Source organism: Streptomyces sp. NPDC028928, from assembly GCF_055564915.1.
The window spans coordinates 98044-113892 of the sequence record NZ_JBVHVI010000023.1 but is presented as its reverse complement, the minus strand read 5'-3'; the positions used below and the strand labels follow the sequence as shown (position 1 = coordinate 113892).

The window sequence follows — 15849 nt, the reverse complement described above, 5'->3', positions numbered from 1 at the left end:
TACAACGCCGCCAACGCCTACCTCGACGCCCTCGCCCACCACCGCCACACCCACCACCAACCCACCACCACCAGCCTCGCCTGGGGACTCTGGCAACACACCTCAGCCCTCACCACCACCCTCAACACCACCCAGCACAAGCGACTCAGCGGTCAGGGGCTCGCCCCTCTCACCACGTCCCACGCGCTCCGGCTCCTCAGCAGCGCACTCACCGCACCCCGGCCGAACCTGACGCCGGTCAACCTGGACATGGGAGTGGTGCGGAAGCTGTCTCCGTTGCCCGCGCTGCTGCGGCAGTTGGTGCGGCGGCCGGAGCGGCGGGCCGTGGGGCGGAGTGCGGGGCTGGTGGAGTTGGCCGGGCTGCCGCCGGAGGAGCAGGAGCGGGCGGTGGTCGAGCTGGTGCGGGGCACGGTGGCGGCGGTCCTCGGTCATCCGGATCCGTCGGCCGTGGAGATCGAACGCCCCTTCAAGGAGCTGGGTTTCGACTCGCTGACCGGGGTCGAGCTGCGCAACCGGCTGGATGTGTCGACGGGTCTGCGGATGCCCGCGACGCTCGTGTTCGACGCGCCGACGCCGGCGGCGGTGATCGAGTTCGTGCTGGCGCGGCTCGCCGAGTCGCGGCCCGGGCCCGGTGCGCGGCTGCTGGCCGAGCTGGACCGGGTGGACGCCACGGCGGCGGGTCTCGGCGAAGTGGACGCGTCCGTGCGTGAGCGGGCGCTCTCCAGGCTGCGGGGGATCATGCGGACGCTGGAGGGCGGTGCGCAGCCGGGCGGGGCGGCGGCCGTGGCGGTCGTGGAGGACGAGGCCGACATCGAGGCGGCCACCGCGGACGGTCTGCTGGAGCTGATCGACCGTGAGTTCGACCTGGACGATCCGTCGCCCGCGGAGGGGGCGTGAGCGTCCGTGAGCCGTCGCGCTAAGCCCTGCTTTAGCGCGATTCATGAGCATGGGCGGGTACGGCGGGGCCGGCGCCCCCGGGGCGCCGGCCGGCTCCACGGCCCGTGCCGGGCGGGACGGCCCGTACCTCCCGCATCACCAGTCATGTCGCCGAGAGCGAGAGGACGACGACCACCATGTCCGTGCCCGAGGAGGATCTGTTCGGGTTGCTGCGCGCCGGTCTCGGGGTCCGGGAGTTTCCGCGGCTGCGGTCGCTGCTCGCCGGTCTGGGCGAGGCGGAACTGCTGCGTGCCGGGCGGCTGTTGGCCCGGCTGGACCCGGACGAGGTGCAGCGGGCGCACCCGGGTGTGCCGGCTCTGAAGGTGGCGGTGACCGGTCATGGCACGCTGTCCGCCCTCGTGCCGGCACTCACCGTCCAGGCGGCCCGGCACGGGTTGCTGCTGCGTCCGTACCAGTCGGCGTTCGACAGTTGGATCTTCGAGTTGTCCGATCCGGGGAGCGGTCTGTACGCGGCGGAGGCGGACGTCACGCTGTGTGTGCTGGATCCGTTGGTGGTCTTCGACGAGGTGCCCGTGCCGTGGGGGCCGCAGGACGTCGAGCGGGTGCTGGCGGACAAGGTGGCCACGGTCGAGCGGTTGGTGAAGTCCTTCGAGGCGGCCGGCCGTGGTGGGGTGCTGGTGCTGAACACGCTGCCGCTGCCGCGGCGTTGGACGGCGCAGCTGGTGGGCTTGCGGTCGCGGGCGGAGCTGGGCGCGCTGTGGCGGGAGGCGAACGCGCGGCTGCTGCGGCTGGCGGGTGACTCGGTCGCGGTGGTGGATCTCGATCCCCTGCTCGCGGAGGGGGTGCCGGCCATGGATCCGCGGCTGAGCGCGTATGCGAAGGAGCATCTGTCGGCGGGGCTGTGCGCCGCCTATGCCCGGGAGGTTGTGCATCTGGCGCGCGGTGGTCTGGGCCGTACCAAGAAGGCGTTGGTGGTGGATCTGGACGAGACGCTGTGGGGTGGGGTGCTCGGTGAGGTCGGTGCGGACGGTATCGAGCTGGGGGAGGGCTATCGCGGGGAGGCGTTCGCCTCCTTCCAGCGGGTGGTCAAGCAGATCGGCTCGCAGGGCGTGGTGCTGGCGGTGGTGAGCAAGAACGACGCCGAGCCGGTGGCCCGGGTGCTGCGGGAGCACGAGGCGATGGTGCTGCGGGAGGCGGACTTCGTGCGGGTGACGGCGAACTGGAGGCCCAAGCACGAGAACCTCGTGGAGCTGGCCGCGGCGCTCAATCTGGGGGTGGACAGCTTCGTCTTCGCCGACGACAGTCCCTTCGAGTGCGGTCTGGTAGGCAGCAGGCTGCCGGAGGTCGCGGTGGTCCGGCTGGACGACGAGCCCGCGCTGCATGTCGAACGGCTGCTGGCGGACGGCTGGTTCGACGTCCGGGAGGTGACGGTGGAGGACCGGGCCCGTACCTCGCGCTACCGGGACGAGCTGGTGCGGGCCGACTTCCGGGAGGGCTTCGGCTCGCTGGAGGACTACCTGACGGAGCTGGACATACGGGTCGAACTGACCGTTCCGTCCGACCGTGAGGTCGCCCGCGTCTCCCAACTGACGCTGCGCACGAATCAGTTCAACCTGACCACGCGCCGGCTCCAGCCGGCCGAGGTGAGTGCCTGGATCGCCGACCCGGACGGCCTGGTGCTGCGGATCGCGTCCTCGGACCGGTTCGGGGCGAACGGTCTGGTGGGCGCGGTGTTCGCGCGCTGGACGGCGGACCGGGTGCTGCGCATCGACAACATGGTGCTGAGCTGCCGGGTCTTCTCCCGGGGGATCGAGCAGGCGTGTCTGGCGGCGGTGCTGCGGCATGCCAGGGCCGCGTCGGCGACCGCGGTGGTGGGGACGTACCGGCCCTCCGCGAAGAACGGCATCGTCCGGGACTTCTTCCCGAGCAACGGTTTCCTGCCGTGGGCCGGGGCGGACGGCACGGCCGGCGCCGGGGCGGTCGAGGGCGGGGGCGAGGTCCTGGTGTTCCGGCACGACCTGCGGGACGTGGGCCGGGCGCCGGGACATGTACGGCTGACGACGACGTTGAGCGGAGTGGTGTGATGGACGACGGACGCAGTGCTCACCTGGCCGCCCCGGGGGCCGACCCGTCGCCCCCGGCGGCCGGCGGAACGCACGACGTCGAGGAACTGAAGCGCTTCGTGGTGGTGCACGCCAGGGCGCAGCAGCTCGATCCGAAGCGGTACCGGCCGCTGCTGGCGCGGATCCGTGACGACGGTCCCGGGACGCCCGGCTCGTGGGTGCGCGAGTGGAGCCGGGAGGCGGAGCGGGCGGAGGGCGCCGGGCGGCTGCTGGAGGCGAGCCGCTACTACAACATGGCGCGTTTCCCGTACGTGGACGGTCCCGCCCGGCAGGCGGCGCACGAGCGGTGTGTGGCCGCTTTCGACGCCTGGCGGCGCACCCGTCCCGGTATCGAGCGGCTGGATGTGGAGCTGCCCGGGGGCCGGGTGCGTTGCTGGACGTCGGGGCTGCCGGCCGCGGGCTCGCGGGGTCCGCGGCGGCCGCTGCTGGTGGTCACGGGCGGCATCGTCAGTATCAAGGAGCAGTGGGCGCCGATCCTGGTGCAGGCGACGCGGCTGGGGGTGGCGGGTGTCGTCGCGGAGATGCCGGGCGTGGGCGAGAACACGCTGCCCTACGACGAGGACGCGCCCGCCATGCTGTCGGCGGTCCTGGACGCCGTCGGGGAGCGGGCCGACACCGATGAGACCTATCTGGTGGCGCTGAGCTTCAGCGGCCACCTGGCGTTGCGGGCCGCCGCGCGGGATCCCCGGATCAAGGGGGTGGTGACCGCGGGGCTGCCCGTGAGGGCGTTCTTCACCGACCGCGCGTGGCAGGAGCGCCTGCCCCGGGTGACCGTGGACACCCTCGCCCATCTGCTCGGGACCGCGCCCGACCGGGTCGGGGAGCGGATCTCCGGCTGGGGGCTGGGCGACGCGCAACTCGCCGCGCTGGACACACCGGTGGCCTGTCTGTGGAGCCGCCGGGACGAGATCATCCCGGCGGCCGATCCGCGGGCGTTGCGCCGGTCGGTGCGGCGGCTGGATCTGGTGGACAACGACGACGTGCACGGCTCTCCCGCGCATCTGCTGGAGACGCGGGTCTGGGTGCTGCTGTCGCTGCTGCGCATGCGCGGTGTGCGGGACGCACGGCGGCTGCTGCTGGGCGGTGTGTGGCGGGTGTTGCGGCTGGCCGGACGGTTGCGGAAGCGCTGACAGGGGCCGGTCCGGCGGTGGCCGGCTGTGCGCGGGCAGGCACGTGGACGTACGACAAAGGGGGATCGGCATGGCGGACGAGGCGAAGCTCGTCGACTATCTCAAGCGGGTCACGGCCGACCTGCGCCGCGCCCGCGGACGGGTGCGGGAACTGGAGGCCGAGCGCACGGAGCCGGTGGCCGTGGTCGCCATGGGGTGCCGCTATCCGGGCGGAGTGCGCGGGCCGGAGGACCTGTGGCGGCTGGTCGCCGACGGGGTGGACGCCACCGGTGGCTTCCCGACGGACCGGGGCTGGGACCTGGACGCGCTGTTCGACCCGGACCCGGAGCGGCCCACGGCGTCGTACACCCGGCGTGGCGGTTTCCTCTACGACGCGGACCGGTTCGACGCGGAATTCTTCGGGATCAGTCCCCGGGAGGCGCTGGCCACCGACCCGCAGCAGCGGTTGCTGCTGGAGGTGACGTGGGAGACGCTGGAGCGGGCCGGCATCGATCCGGAGACGCTGCGGGGCAGTGACACCGCGGTGTTCGCGGGGGTGATGTACGACGACTACGCGTCCCGGCTGCACCGGGTGCCGGACGAGGTGGCCGGGCTGATCGGCAACGGCAGCGCGCCCAGTGTGGCCTCGGGCCGGGTGGCGTACACCTTCGGCTTCCGTGGACCGGCGGTCACGGTGGACACGGCCTGTTCGTCGTCGTTGGTAGCGCTGCATCTGGCGGCCCGGGCGCTGCGGGCGGGCGAGTGCTCGCTGGCGCTGGCCGGCGGGGTCACGGTGATGGCGACGCCGGGTCTGTTCGTGGAGTTCAGCCGGCAGCGGGGGTTGTCGCAGGACGGCCGGTGCCGTTCCTTCGGCGCGGGTGCGGACGGCACCGGGTTCGCCGAGGGGGTGGGCCTGCTGTTGCTGGAGCGGTTGTCGGACGCGCGTCGCAACGGGCATCCGGTGCTGGCGCTGCTGCGGGGCAGCGCGGTCAACCAGGACGGGGCGAGCAATGGGCTGACCGCGCCCAACGGTCCCTCCCAGCAGCGGGTCATCCAGCAGGCCCTGGCCGATGCGCGGCTGCGGGCCGACCAGGTCGACGTGGTGGAGGGGCACGGCACGGGCACCTCGCTGGGCGATCCGGTGGAGGCGCAGGCGGTGCTGGCGACGTACGGGAGTGAGCGCGGGGCGCGGGGGCCGGTGCGGCTGGGTTCGGTGAAGTCGAACATCGGGCACACGCAGGCGGCGGCGGGGGCCGCCGGCGTGATCAAGATGGTGATGGCCATGCGGCACGGGGTACTCCCGCGCACCCTGCACGCGGAGGAGCCGTCGCCGCACGTCGACTGGTCGGCGGGCGCGGTCGAGCTGCTCACCGGGGAGGAGCCGTGGCCGGCGGGTGCCGAGCCGCGACGGGCGGGGGTGTCGTCGTTCGGTATCAGCGGCACCAACGCCCACGTCGTGCTGGAGGAGGCACCCGCCGGGCCGCCCGCTCCGGAGCTGGACGCCGGTGCCGAGGACGCCCAGGAAGGGGAGCCGGTGTCGGTGGTGGCGCCGGTGGATCCGCCGGTGTCGCCCTGGCTGCTGTCGGCTCGTACGCCGGACGCGTTGCGTGCGCAGGCGGCGCGGCTGCTGGACACGGTGGACGGTGCCGTGGCGGATCCGTCCGCGGAGTTCGGCGCGGCCGAGGTGGGGCGGGCGCTGGCGCTGGGGCGCCGGCTGTTCGAGCACCGGGCGGCGGTCGTCGCCACGGACGTGGCCGGGCGGCGGTCGGCGCTCGCCGCGCTGGCGTCCGGGTCGACGGCTGCGGGCCTGCTCACGGGAACCGGCGGCATGCGGCCCCTGACGGCGTACGTGTTCACCGGGCAGGGCAGTCAGCGTCCCGGTATGGGACGGGAGTTGTACGAGGCGTTCCCGGTGTTCCGGGAGGCGCTCGAGGAGGTGCTGGCGGTCCTGGATCCGCTGCTCGCTCAGCCGCTCACCCCGGTGCTGCTCGGGGACGCGCGGACGGAGCTGCTGGACCGTACCCGCTTCACCCAGCCCGCGCTGTTCGCCGTGGAGACCGCCCTGTACCGCCTGCTCACCTCCGTCGGTCCGGTGCCGGACCTGGTCGCCGGGCACTCGGTCGGTGAGCTGGCCGCCGCGCACGTGGCCGGGATGCTGGACCTGGCGGACGCGTGCCGGCTGGTCGCCGCGCGCGGAGCGTTGATGGACGCGTTGCCCGACGGCGGGCGGATGGCCGCGCTGCGCGCGTCGGAGGCCGAGGTGCTGGAGTCGCTCGCCGGGGTGGCGGGGCGGGTCGACGTGGCCGCGGTCAACGGGCCGCAGTCGACCGTGATCTCCGGCGACCCGGAGGCGGTCGGCGCGGTCGCCGCGCGCTGGCGCCAGCAGGGGCGCCGGGTCAAGCAGTTGACGGTGAGCCACGCCTTCCACTCGGCGCACATGGACGGCATGCTCGACGCGTTCACGCGGGTCGCCGCGCAGGTGCGGTGGCGGGAGCCGGAGATCCCGGTGGTCTCGGCCCTGACCGGCCGCCCCGAGCCGCGCATGACCGAGCCCGGGTACTGGGCCGAGCAGGTGCGCGGCGCCGTACGGTTCCACGACGTGGTGCGTCACCTGGCCGATGCCCGGGTCGGCGTGGTGGTGGAGGTCGGGCCCGATGCGGCGCTCACCCCGATGGTCCAGGAGAGCACGGTACCCGGCACGGTCGTGGTGCCGGCGCTGCGCCGCGGCCGGTCGGAGGCCCAGACGGTCGTCGGCGCGCTGGCCGCGCTGCACGTCAACGGTGTCCCGGTGGACTGGTCCCGCTGGTTCGGACCGGGCGGCGGGCGCCATGTACCGCTGCCCACCTATCCGTTCCGGCAGGTGCGGTACTGGCTGGACGAACCGGTTGTCGAGCAGCGGCCGGTGGAGCGCGGCGACGAGGCGTTCTGGGAGGCGGTGGCCGTCGGGGACCCGGGCGGCGCGGCGACGGCGCTCGGGCTCGGCGGTGCGGAGGAGACCGCGCTGCGGACGCTGCTGCCCGCGCTCGCGGCCTGGCGGCGCCGCCACGCCTGGTGGTACCGCTTCACCTGGCGTCCGCTGCCGGAGCCCCGGGCCGCCGGGTCGCCCGGGGGCCGCTGGCTGGTCGTGGGCGGCGCGGGAGCGCAGGACGACGCGGTGGCCGGCGTACTGGCCGACGCCGGTGCCGAGGTGGTCCGAGCCGGTGCCCTGGAGGCCGTGCGCGCGGGGCGGGAGGCTCCCGGCGGGGTGGCTGGTGTCCTGCTGCTGCCCGATGTCGTGGCGGAGCCGGAGCTGCTGCGGGAGCTGGCGGCGGCGTGCACCGCCCCCGGGACCGCCGTCCGGCTGTGGGCGGCGACCCGGCGGGCCGTGGCCGTGGACGGTGACGAGGTGCCCGACGCGTCTGCGGCCACGTCCTGGGCGCTGCCGCCCGGTTCCCCGTGGGCGCTGGTGGATCTGCCCGAGGAACTGGACGCGCCCGCGGCGGCGGCCCTCGGCGCGGTCCTCGCCGTGACGGACGAGGACCGGGTCGCGGTGCGCCGTACAGGGGTCTGGGTCCGGCGGCTGCTGCCGGCCGCGGCGCCCCGGCCGGAGCCCAAGGTCGTGGAGGCGGTGCGGTCGGGTACCGCGCTGGTCGCCGGTGCGGGCCCGCTGGCCCGGGCCTTCGCCGGCGTGCTGGCGGCGCAGGGCGCGGGACGGGTGCTGCTGGTGGGCGGGTCGGGGGACGCGCCGGCGGGGGTGACGGCCGTGCCCTGCCCGGTCGGCGAGGAGGAGTGCGTACTGGCCGAGGTGCTCGCGGGGCTGCCTGCCGCATGGCCGCTCACCGCGGTCGCGGTGGTCGCCGAGGCGGGCTCGGGCGGGGGTCCCGGGCGCACGGCGTGGCTGCTGGACCGGCTGACCCGGGTCCGTGAACCCGCCGCGTTCCTCCTGCTGTGGGACGGTCTGCTCGCCTCGCTGGGCCTGGGGGCCCCGGACGGTTCCGGACCGGCGGACGCGCGGGTGGACTTCGAGCGCGTGGCGCAGGCCCGGCGGAGCGACGGTCTCCCCGCGGTCGTCGTGGGCGTCGGCCCCTGGCAAGGCACCGTCGATCCCCGCGCGGTTGCGGACCGGGGCGGCGACGGCTCGGAGGCGGCACGGTCTGACGACGGGGCGGAGGCGACACAGGCCGGCGACGGCTCGGAGGCGACACGGGCCGGCGATGACACGGCGACGGGACGGACGAGCAACGGCACACAGGCGGAACGGACCGGCAACGACACAGCCACAGGACGAGCCAGCGACCACACGCAGGCGGAACGGACCGGCGACGACACAGCGACGGAACGGACGAGCGACGGCACACAGGGGGTGCGGGCGGTGTCGCTGAGTCTGCTGGCGCACGCGCTGTCGGGTGCGGCGGATCCGTCGCTCGCCGTGGTGGACATCGACTGGGACGGGCTGGACCCGGCCCGGTCCGCGGCCGCCCGCGCGCTGCCGTCGCTGCGCGAGCTGATCCGGTCGGCCGCGCGCCACGGCGGGGCCGCGGCCGGCTCACCGGCCGGGCCCGGACCGCTGCGGGACCGGCTCGCCGACGCCCCGGCCGGGGGCCGGCTGGAGATCCTGGTGGAGTTGGTGCGGACCCACGCGGCGAGCGTGCTGGGGCACACGTCGGCCGAGGACGTGCCGGAGGACGCGAGCCTGCTGGACCTCGGGTTCTCCTCCTTCACCGCGCTCGAACTGCGCGGTCTGCTCAGCGACGCCACCGGCCTGGACGTCCCCGCCATGGCGGTCTTCGACCATCCCACGCCCCTGGCCCTCGGCCGCCATCTGCTGGCGGCCCTGTCCGCCGACGGGGCCGGCGGGGTGGTGCGGGAGGGCACGAGCGAAGCGGCCGTCGCGCCCTGACGGGCCGCCGCGCCGTGCGATTCAGGCCGGTTTTAGAACCGCTGGCCATATTTGGCGCACAGGCGCGGCCGGTCCGGCCGACGAACGAAGGAGACAGACTTGCTCGGCAGTCGAGGCGGGGGCTCGGATCGCAGGAAGTTGGCTCTGAGGACGGGTGCGGCGGGGCTGGTGTGTCTCACCGCGGCGGCGTGCACGTCCGGGGAGTCGTCAGGGGGGACGGGCGGCGCCCCGGCCACGGGCGGCGAGCTGAGGTTCGCCACCTCGGTGGAACCGGAGTGTCTCGATCCGCAGGTGGGTGCCCGTGATGTGGACGCGCTGATCGACCGCAACGTCTTCGACTCCCTGGTCGAGCAGACGCCGGACGGCTCGTTCAAGCCGTGGCTGGCGAAGTCCTGGACCGTCTCGCCCGACCAGCTCACCTACACCTTCACGCTGCGGTCCGGTGTCGTCTTCCACGACGGCACCCCGCTGGACGCGGCCGCGGTCAAGGCCACGCTGGACCACGCGGTCGACCCCAAGGCACGTTCCTACTACGCGGCGAGCCTGATCTCCGCGTACCGGGACGCGACCGTGGTGAACCCGGCCACGGTCAGAATCCGCCTCTCGCGCCCCTCACGGCCGTTCCTGCAGGCGCTGTCCACGGCCTACCTCGGCATCCAGTCGCCGAAATCCATCAAGGAGAACTTCAAGCAGTTGTGCCAGAAGCCGGTGGGCTCGGGCCCGTTCGTCTTCGGCAGCTGGTCCAAGGGCACCAGCGTCAAGCTCACCCGCAACCCGAAGTACGCCTGGGGCCCGCCGCTGGCGAAGAACTCCGGGCCCGCCCGGCTCGACGGCCTCACGTTCTCGTTCGTGTCGGAGGACTCGGTCCGGCTCGGCACCCTCGGCTCGGGGCAGGCCGACGCGATCAGCGAGGTGCCGCCGCGCAACGTGGCGACCGTACGCGCGACGGGCCGGCTGCTGACCGCCGAGCAGCCCGGCGCGGTGTACACGCTGTCCTTCAACACCCGCTCCGGGCCGCTGTCCGACGAGCGGGTACGCCGGGCCTTCCAGCGCTCGATCGACCTGGACAAGCTGGTCGAGTCCGTCTACGCGGGCCAGTACCAGCGGGCGTGGAGCGTGCTGTCACCGTCCACTCCCGACTATGCCGAGTCCACCGCGAAGAGCTGGCCGTACGACCCCGATCTGGCCGACTCGCTGCTGGACGAGGCCGGCTGGACCGGGCGGGACTCGGCGGGCTTCCGCACCAAGGACGGCAAGCGGCTCGTGCTGCGCTGGCCGTATTCGGCCGGCATGCAGCGGGACGCCCGGGTGACCTTCGGACAGGGCGTCCAGGCCGCGGCGAAGAAGGTGGGCATCGAGGTCAAGTACGCGGGCGAGGACCCCGGGAAGCTCGGCGCCGACCTCAACAGCGGCAAGAACCTGGACATCTTCGCCATGAGTTTCGTCCGGGCCGACCCCGACATCCTGCACTTCTACTTCGGCTCCGACCAGACGGTGGCCAAGGGCGGCGGGAACATGTTCCGGCTGTCGGACGACAAGCTGGACCGCTGGTTCACCACCGAGAGCACCAGCGACGACCCGAAGGCGGTGACCGAGGCGCTGGCGAACGCGCAGCGGTACATCAACGAGCACGCCCTGGCGCTGCCCACCTACGCGCCGACCTACCTGCTCGGGACCTCGCGCAAGGTGCACGGCATCACGTTCGACGCCAGCGCCTATCCGCTGTTCCACAACGCCTGGCTGGACCGGTGAGCGGCCCGAAGCGGGGCGCGGCGGGGCGGATCGGACCGCTGGGGCGGTGGCTGCTGCGGCGGGCCGGGCTGGCCGTACTGGTGGTGCTGGGCTCGGCCACCGCGGCCTTCGGCGCGCTCTACCTGCTGCCGGGGGACCCCGTGCAGACCATGCTGGGGCCGACCGGGCAGACCCCCGCCCTGGTGGCCGAGGTACGCCACCAGACCGGCTTCGACCGGCCCGTGTACGTCCGTTACGGGCTGTTCATGGGCCGGCTGCTGCGGGGCGACCTGGGTGACTCCTACCAACTGCACCAGTCCGTGGGCGGGCTGGTCTCCGGTCAGCTCGGCTCGACGGTGGAACTGGCGCTGGCCGGCTTCGCCCTGGCACTGGCCGCGGCCACCGTGCTCGCCGTCACCACCGCGGGCCGCCGTCCGCTGCTGCGCGGTGTGGCGTCCACGGTCGAACTGGTGCTGGCCTCCCTGCCCGGCTTCTGGGTGGGGGTGCTGCTGCTGACCTTCTTCTCGTTCCGCTGGCATCTCTTCCCCGCCGTCGGCGGCAGCGGCCCCGGTGCGCTGGTCCTGCCCGCGGTGACCCTGATGCTGACGCTGCTCGGTGTGTTCGCGCAGGTCATGCGGGAGGGCATGGAGCGTGCCCTGGAGGAGCCGTTCGTCCTCACCTCACGGGCGCGGGGGGCCACGGAGACGCTCGTACGGGTACGGCATGCCCTGCGGCACGCGCTCGTTCCGATGCTGACGCTGTCGGGCTGGTCGGTGGGCGCGCTGCTGAGCGGCGCGGTGATCATCGAGACGATCTTCAGCCGGCCGGGTCTGGGCCGGGTGCTGGTGGCGGCGGTCGACAGCCGGGACCTGCCGGTGATCAGCGGAGTGGTGGTGGTGTCCGCGGTGGCGTTCAGCGCGGTCAATCTGCTCACGGATCTGCTGTACGCCGTGGTCGACCCACGACTGAAGGAGGCACGGGCATGACCCGACGGGTTCTGCTGGCGGCGCTGGTGCTGCCCGGTGACGCGGGAGAGGCCGTGCCGGACGGCGCGGTGCTGGTGGACGGCGGCCGGATCGCCGACGTGGGTCCACGGGACGAGGTGGTCGGCCGGGCTCCCGCCGATGCCGAGGTGACGGACCTCGGGGCGGTGACGGTGCTGCCCGGTCTGATCGACAGTCATGTGCACCTGGCGTTCGACGCGAGCGAGGATCCGCTGTCGGCCTTCCTGACCGCCGACGACCGGGAACTGCTGGTCGCGATGGCCGGCCGGGCGGCACGGCTGCTGGACGCGGGCGTCACAACCGCGCGCGACCTGGGTGACCGGGGCGGCCTGGCACGGGTGCTGCGCGACGCGATCGCCGCGGGCGTGATCACGGGGCCCCGGCTGCTCACGGCGGGCAGTCCGGTCACCATCACCGGCGGCCACTGCTGGTTCCTCGGCGGCGAGGCCGAGGGCGTGGCCGGGGTGCGGGAGGCGGTGCGGCGCAATCTGCGCGACGGAGCCGACCTGACGAAGGTGATGGTGACCGGCGGCACCTTGACCACCTCGGGGCCGCGTCCGCACCAGGTGCAGTTCACCGCCGAGGAACTCGCGGCCGCCGTGGAGGAGTCCCGGCGCTTCGGCCGGCCGGTGGCCGCTCATGTGCACGGCACCGACGGGATCGAGGCGGCGTTGCTGGCCGGGGCGACGACGCTGGAGCACTGCACGTTCGCGTCGTCGGTGCCGCGCCGGCCGAACCGCAAGGACGAACTGATCGAGCGGATGGCCGAGACGGGGGTGTTCGTCTGTCCGACCTTCAGCGCCACCCTCGACTTCGTGGTGCGCGACCACGGCCCGGAGGTGGTCGAGCCCTACCTCGATCTGGTGCGCCGGGAGTACGAGGCGGGGGTGCGGCTGGTGGCGGGCACCGATGCCGGTGTCCACCTGGCCGCCTTCGAGGCGTACGCCGAGGGCCTGCTCTGGTACCGGCGGGCCGGGCTGCCGGCCGACGCGGTGCTGCGGATGGCGACCGGCGAGGCCGCCGCGGCGCTCGGCGTGGCCGACCGCACCGGCCGTATCGCCGTCGGTCTGGACGCCGACCTGCTGGTGGTCGCGGACGATCCCCGGGAAGACCTGACGACGCTCAGGGAGCCGCTGCTGGTGCTGGCCCGCGGCCGTGTCCATGTGCCGTCGGCCGCGGCCGGCCGGGTGCGGCTCGGCGCCGACGAGAAGGTGACGCCATGAGCGCGCTCGACGCGGCCGGCGGCGCGGTCGCGCCGGTGCGGCGCGGCAGGGGCGCGGTGCGGCTGCCGCCCTGGGGCGCGCTGTTCGGCGGGCTGGTGGTCGTCCTGGCGGTCGTGGCCGCGCTGTTCCCCGGGCTGCTCACCGGCACGGACCCCGACGCGGCCGATCCGGTGCGGGCGCTGGCGCCACCCGGTGGTGCGCACCTGCTGGGCACCGACCAGCTCGGCCGGGACGTGCTGGCCCGTATCGTCCACGGGGCGCGGCCCTCGCTCTTCATCGGTGTCGGCGCGACCGCGCTCGCCGTGGTGGCCGGTTCGGCGCTCGGCATCCTCGCCGCGACCGGTGGCCGGATCGTCGACGAGACGGTCATGCGGCTCACGGACGTTTTCCTCGCCTTCCCCGGCCTGCTGCTGGCGCTGGTCGTGGCCGCGGTCCTCGGGCCGGGCACCGGCAACGCCACGCTCGCCATCGGCTGCTCGCTCACCCCGGGGTTCGTCCGGCTGGCGCGCGGCCAGGCCCTGGTGGTCAAGAACGCCGACTACGTGCGGACCGCGGTGACGTACGGACACGGCCGGTGGAGCGTCGGGCTGCGCCATGTGCTGCCGAACACGCTGCCGCCGCTGCTGGTCCTGGCCACCGTCAACGTCGGTACGGCGATCATCGCGGGGTCCTCGCTCAGCTTCCTGGGTCTGGGACCGGAGGCTCCCACGGCGGAGTGGGGAGCGATGCTCTCCGAGGGGCGGGACTTCCTGGCCACCGCGTGGGCGATGGCCGTCTTCCCCGGGGTGGCGATCACCGTGACCGTGGTCGGGGTCAATCTGCTGGGCCGCGAGCTGCGGCGGCGCTTCGAGGGACGGGGGGCATGATGGCGGCGGACACCCGCTCCGGCGGCACCGGCCCGGTGCTCGCCGTGGAGGATCTGCGGGTCTCCTTCCGGGGGCGTGGCGGGACCGTGCACGCGGTGCGCGGGGTCGACCTGTCCCTCGCGGCCGGGGAGTGCCTGGCCGTGGTGGGTGAGTCCGGCTCGGGCAAGAGTGTGACCGCGCGGGCGCTCGTCGGGCTCGCGGGGACGGGATCGACGGTGCGGGCGGCCCGGCTGGAGGCCGGTGGACGGGATCTGCGCGGGCTGAACCAGCGGGAGTGGCGCGAGATCCGGGGCCGGCGGATCGGGCTGATGCTGCAGGACGCGCTGGCCTCGCTGGATCCGGTGCGCACGGTCGGTGCCGAGATCGGCGAAGCGCTGCGGGTGCACCGTACGGTGCCGAGGGCGCGGGTGGCCGGACGCGTGGTGGAGCTGCTCGCGCAGTCCCGGGTACCGGAGCCCGCACTGCGGGCGAGACAGCACCCGTTCGAGCTGTCGGGCGGGCTGCGGCAGCGGGCGCTCATCGCATCGGCGCTGGCCGCCGAGCCCGACGTACTGATCGCCGACGAGCCGACCACCGCGCTCGACGTCGTCGTCCAGGCACGGATCCTCGACCTGCTCGCGGCCGAGCGGGCCGAGGGCACCGCGCTGTTGCTGATCAGTCATGACCTGGCCGTGGTGGCGCGGCTCGCGGACCGGATCGCGGTGATGTACCGCGGGGAGTTCGTGGAGACCGGGACGGCGCAGCAGGTGCTGCACGCCCCCGCGCACCCCTACACCCGGCAGTTGCTGGCGGCGGTCCCGTCCGCGCACGCCAAGGGAACCCGGCTGTCCCCTCCGTCCGCCGTCCGGCCGGCGCAGGGCGCGGGCCCGGACGGCGCGGGGTGTGTCTTCGCGGACCGCTGTCCGCTGGCCGTCGACCGGTGCCGGCAGGAGCGGCCGCCGGACGTCACGCCGGGCGCCCTGGGTACGGCGGGGCGCGCCGCCGTGCCGCCCGGCTCCGTCACCGGTGGCACGGGCCCGGAGGCGGACGGGCGGCCCGGGACGGGCACCGGCCCGGCGGGCCGGCGGAGCGCGGACGGTCACGGCGGCGGGCACCGGGCGCGCTGTCTCCGGCTGGACGTGCCCTGGCCCGCGCCGGCCGCCGCCTCGGTACGCGCCCGGCCGGTGACGGCGGAGCGGAGCGTCCTGGAGGTCGAGGAGCTCTCCAAGGGCTTCACCGGGCCCGACGGGGTGCGCCGGCCCGCCGTGGACGGGGTGTCCTTCACCCTGGCCGCCGGCGAGGCCCTCGGGGTGCTGGGCGAGTCCGGGTCGGGCAAGAGCACCACGGCGGCGATGGTGCTGGGCCTGCTGGAACCGGACGCGGGCACGATCCGGGTGCTGGGCCGGCCCTGGTCAAGGCGGCCGGAGGCGGAACGGCGTCCGCTGCGCGGCCGGCTCCAGTTGGTCCACCAGGATCCGCTGGGCTCCTTCGACCCGCGCTTCACCGTGGAGCGGGTGATCAGCGAGGCCCTGGGCGTGCCGGGCCGGCGGACGGTACGGCGGGAACGGTCCCGCATCGTCGAGTTGCTGCGCCTGGTGGGGCTGGACCCGGAGGTCGCCGGGCGCCGTCCCCGGCAGCTGTCCGGGGGGCAGCGGCAGCGCGTGGCCATCGCGCGGGCGATCGCGCCGGAGCCCGATCTGATCGTCTGTGACGAACCGGTCTCCGCGCTGGACGCCTCGGTGCAGGCGCAGATCCTGGACCTGCTCGCCGACCTCCAGGACCGGCTGGGCATGGCGCTGCTGTTCATCTCGCACGACCTCGGCGTCATCCACCACACCAGCGACCGGGTGTTGGTGATGCGCGCGGGGCGGGTCGTGGAGAGCGGCCCCGTCGCGGACGTCTTCAAGGCCCCGGAGCATCCCTACACCAGGGAGCTGCTGGCGGCGCTGCCACGGGTGGACGACTCCGCGGCAGTACCGACGCCGGTCCCCGGGGAGTCGCCGCTGCGCTGACCTGCGACACGGCGTGTCCGGTCCCT

Annotated in this window: 9 protein-coding genes; all 9 read left to right on the top strand. The window is 74.4% G+C overall.

Annotated elements, in window-relative coordinates:
• On the top strand, positions 1 to 897 hold an 897-nt coding region (locus ACZ4U1_RS38040), incomplete at its 5' end, for an acyl carrier protein (RefSeq protein ID WP_467908747.1).
• A 176-nt stretch (positions 898 to 1073) separates the two neighbouring features.
• The gene (locus ACZ4U1_RS38035; protein WP_467908746.1) at positions 1074 to 2981 is read left to right on the top strand and encodes an HAD-IIIC family phosphatase; all 1908 of its coding nucleotides are present in this window, start codon (positions 1074 to 1076) and stop codon (positions 2979 to 2981) included.
• The gene (locus tag ACZ4U1_RS38030) at positions 2981 to 4150 is read left to right on the top strand and encodes an alpha/beta hydrolase (RefSeq protein WP_467908745.1); all 1170 of its coding nucleotides are present in this window, start codon (positions 2981 to 2983) and stop codon (positions 4148 to 4150) included. Before ACZ4U1_RS38035 ends, ACZ4U1_RS38030 begins: the two co-directional genes overlap by 1 nt.
• 70 nt (positions 4151 to 4220) lie before the next feature.
• Positions 4221 to 9008 carry a type I polyketide synthase gene (locus ACZ4U1_RS38025; RefSeq protein WP_467908744.1) on the top strand — a complete coding sequence of 1596 codons (4788 nt, stop codon included), beginning with the start codon at positions 4221 to 4223 and terminating at the stop codon, positions 9006 to 9008.
• Between the two features lie 291 nt (positions 9009 to 9299).
• The gene (locus ACZ4U1_RS38020; protein WP_467908743.1) at positions 9300 to 10760 is read left to right on the top strand and encodes an ABC transporter substrate-binding protein; all 1461 of its coding nucleotides are present in this window, start codon (positions 9300 to 9302) and stop codon (positions 10758 to 10760) included.
• Entirely contained in the window at positions 10757 to 11725 is a 969-nt protein-coding gene (locus tag ACZ4U1_RS38015) for an ABC transporter permease (protein ID WP_467908742.1), read from the top strand. The genes ACZ4U1_RS38020 and ACZ4U1_RS38015 overlap by 4 nt, the downstream gene beginning before the upstream one ends.
• On the top strand, positions 11722 to 12966 hold the full coding sequence (locus ACZ4U1_RS38010; protein WP_467908741.1) for an amidohydrolase family protein: 1245 nt from the start codon (positions 11722 to 11724) through the stop codon (positions 12964 to 12966). Before ACZ4U1_RS38015 ends, ACZ4U1_RS38010 begins: the two co-directional genes overlap by 4 nt.
• Positions 12963 to 13832: an ABC transporter permease gene (locus ACZ4U1_RS38005; protein WP_467908740.1), complete on the top strand. Its 870-nt coding sequence runs from the start codon at positions 12963 to 12965 to the stop codon at positions 13830 to 13832. Before ACZ4U1_RS38010 ends, ACZ4U1_RS38005 begins: the two co-directional genes overlap by 4 nt.
• On the top strand, positions 13829 to 15823 hold the full coding sequence (locus ACZ4U1_RS38000) for a dipeptide ABC transporter ATP-binding protein (protein WP_467908739.1): 1995 nt from the start codon (positions 13829 to 13831) through the stop codon (positions 15821 to 15823). Before ACZ4U1_RS38005 ends, ACZ4U1_RS38000 begins: the two co-directional genes overlap by 4 nt.
• Positions 15824 to 15849 lie beyond the last annotated feature (26 nt).

Bases quoted from the DNA above. Each gene is read 5' to 3' on its own strand.
- ACZ4U1_RS38000 (WP_467908739.1), top strand. From the start codon at position 13,829: ATGATGGCGGCGGACACCCGCTCCGGCGGCACCGGCCCGGTGCTCGCC.
- ACZ4U1_RS38025 (WP_467908744.1), top strand. From the start codon at position 4,221: ATGGCGGACGAGGCGAAGCTCGTCGACTATCTCAAGCGGGTCACGGCC.
- ACZ4U1_RS38030 (WP_467908745.1), top strand. From the start codon at position 2,981: ATGGACGACGGACGCAGTGCTCACCTGGCCGCCCCGGGGGCCGACCCG.
- ACZ4U1_RS38035 (WP_467908746.1), top strand. From the start codon at position 1,074: ATGTCCGTGCCCGAGGAGGATCTGTTCGGGTTGCTGCGCGCCGGTCTC.
- ACZ4U1_RS38005 (WP_467908740.1), top strand. From the start codon at position 12,963: ATGAGCGCGCTCGACGCGGCCGGCGGCGCGGTCGCGCCGGTGCGGCGC.
- ACZ4U1_RS38010 (WP_467908741.1), top strand. From the start codon at position 11,722: ATGACCCGACGGGTTCTGCTGGCGGCGCTGGTGCTGCCCGGTGACGCG.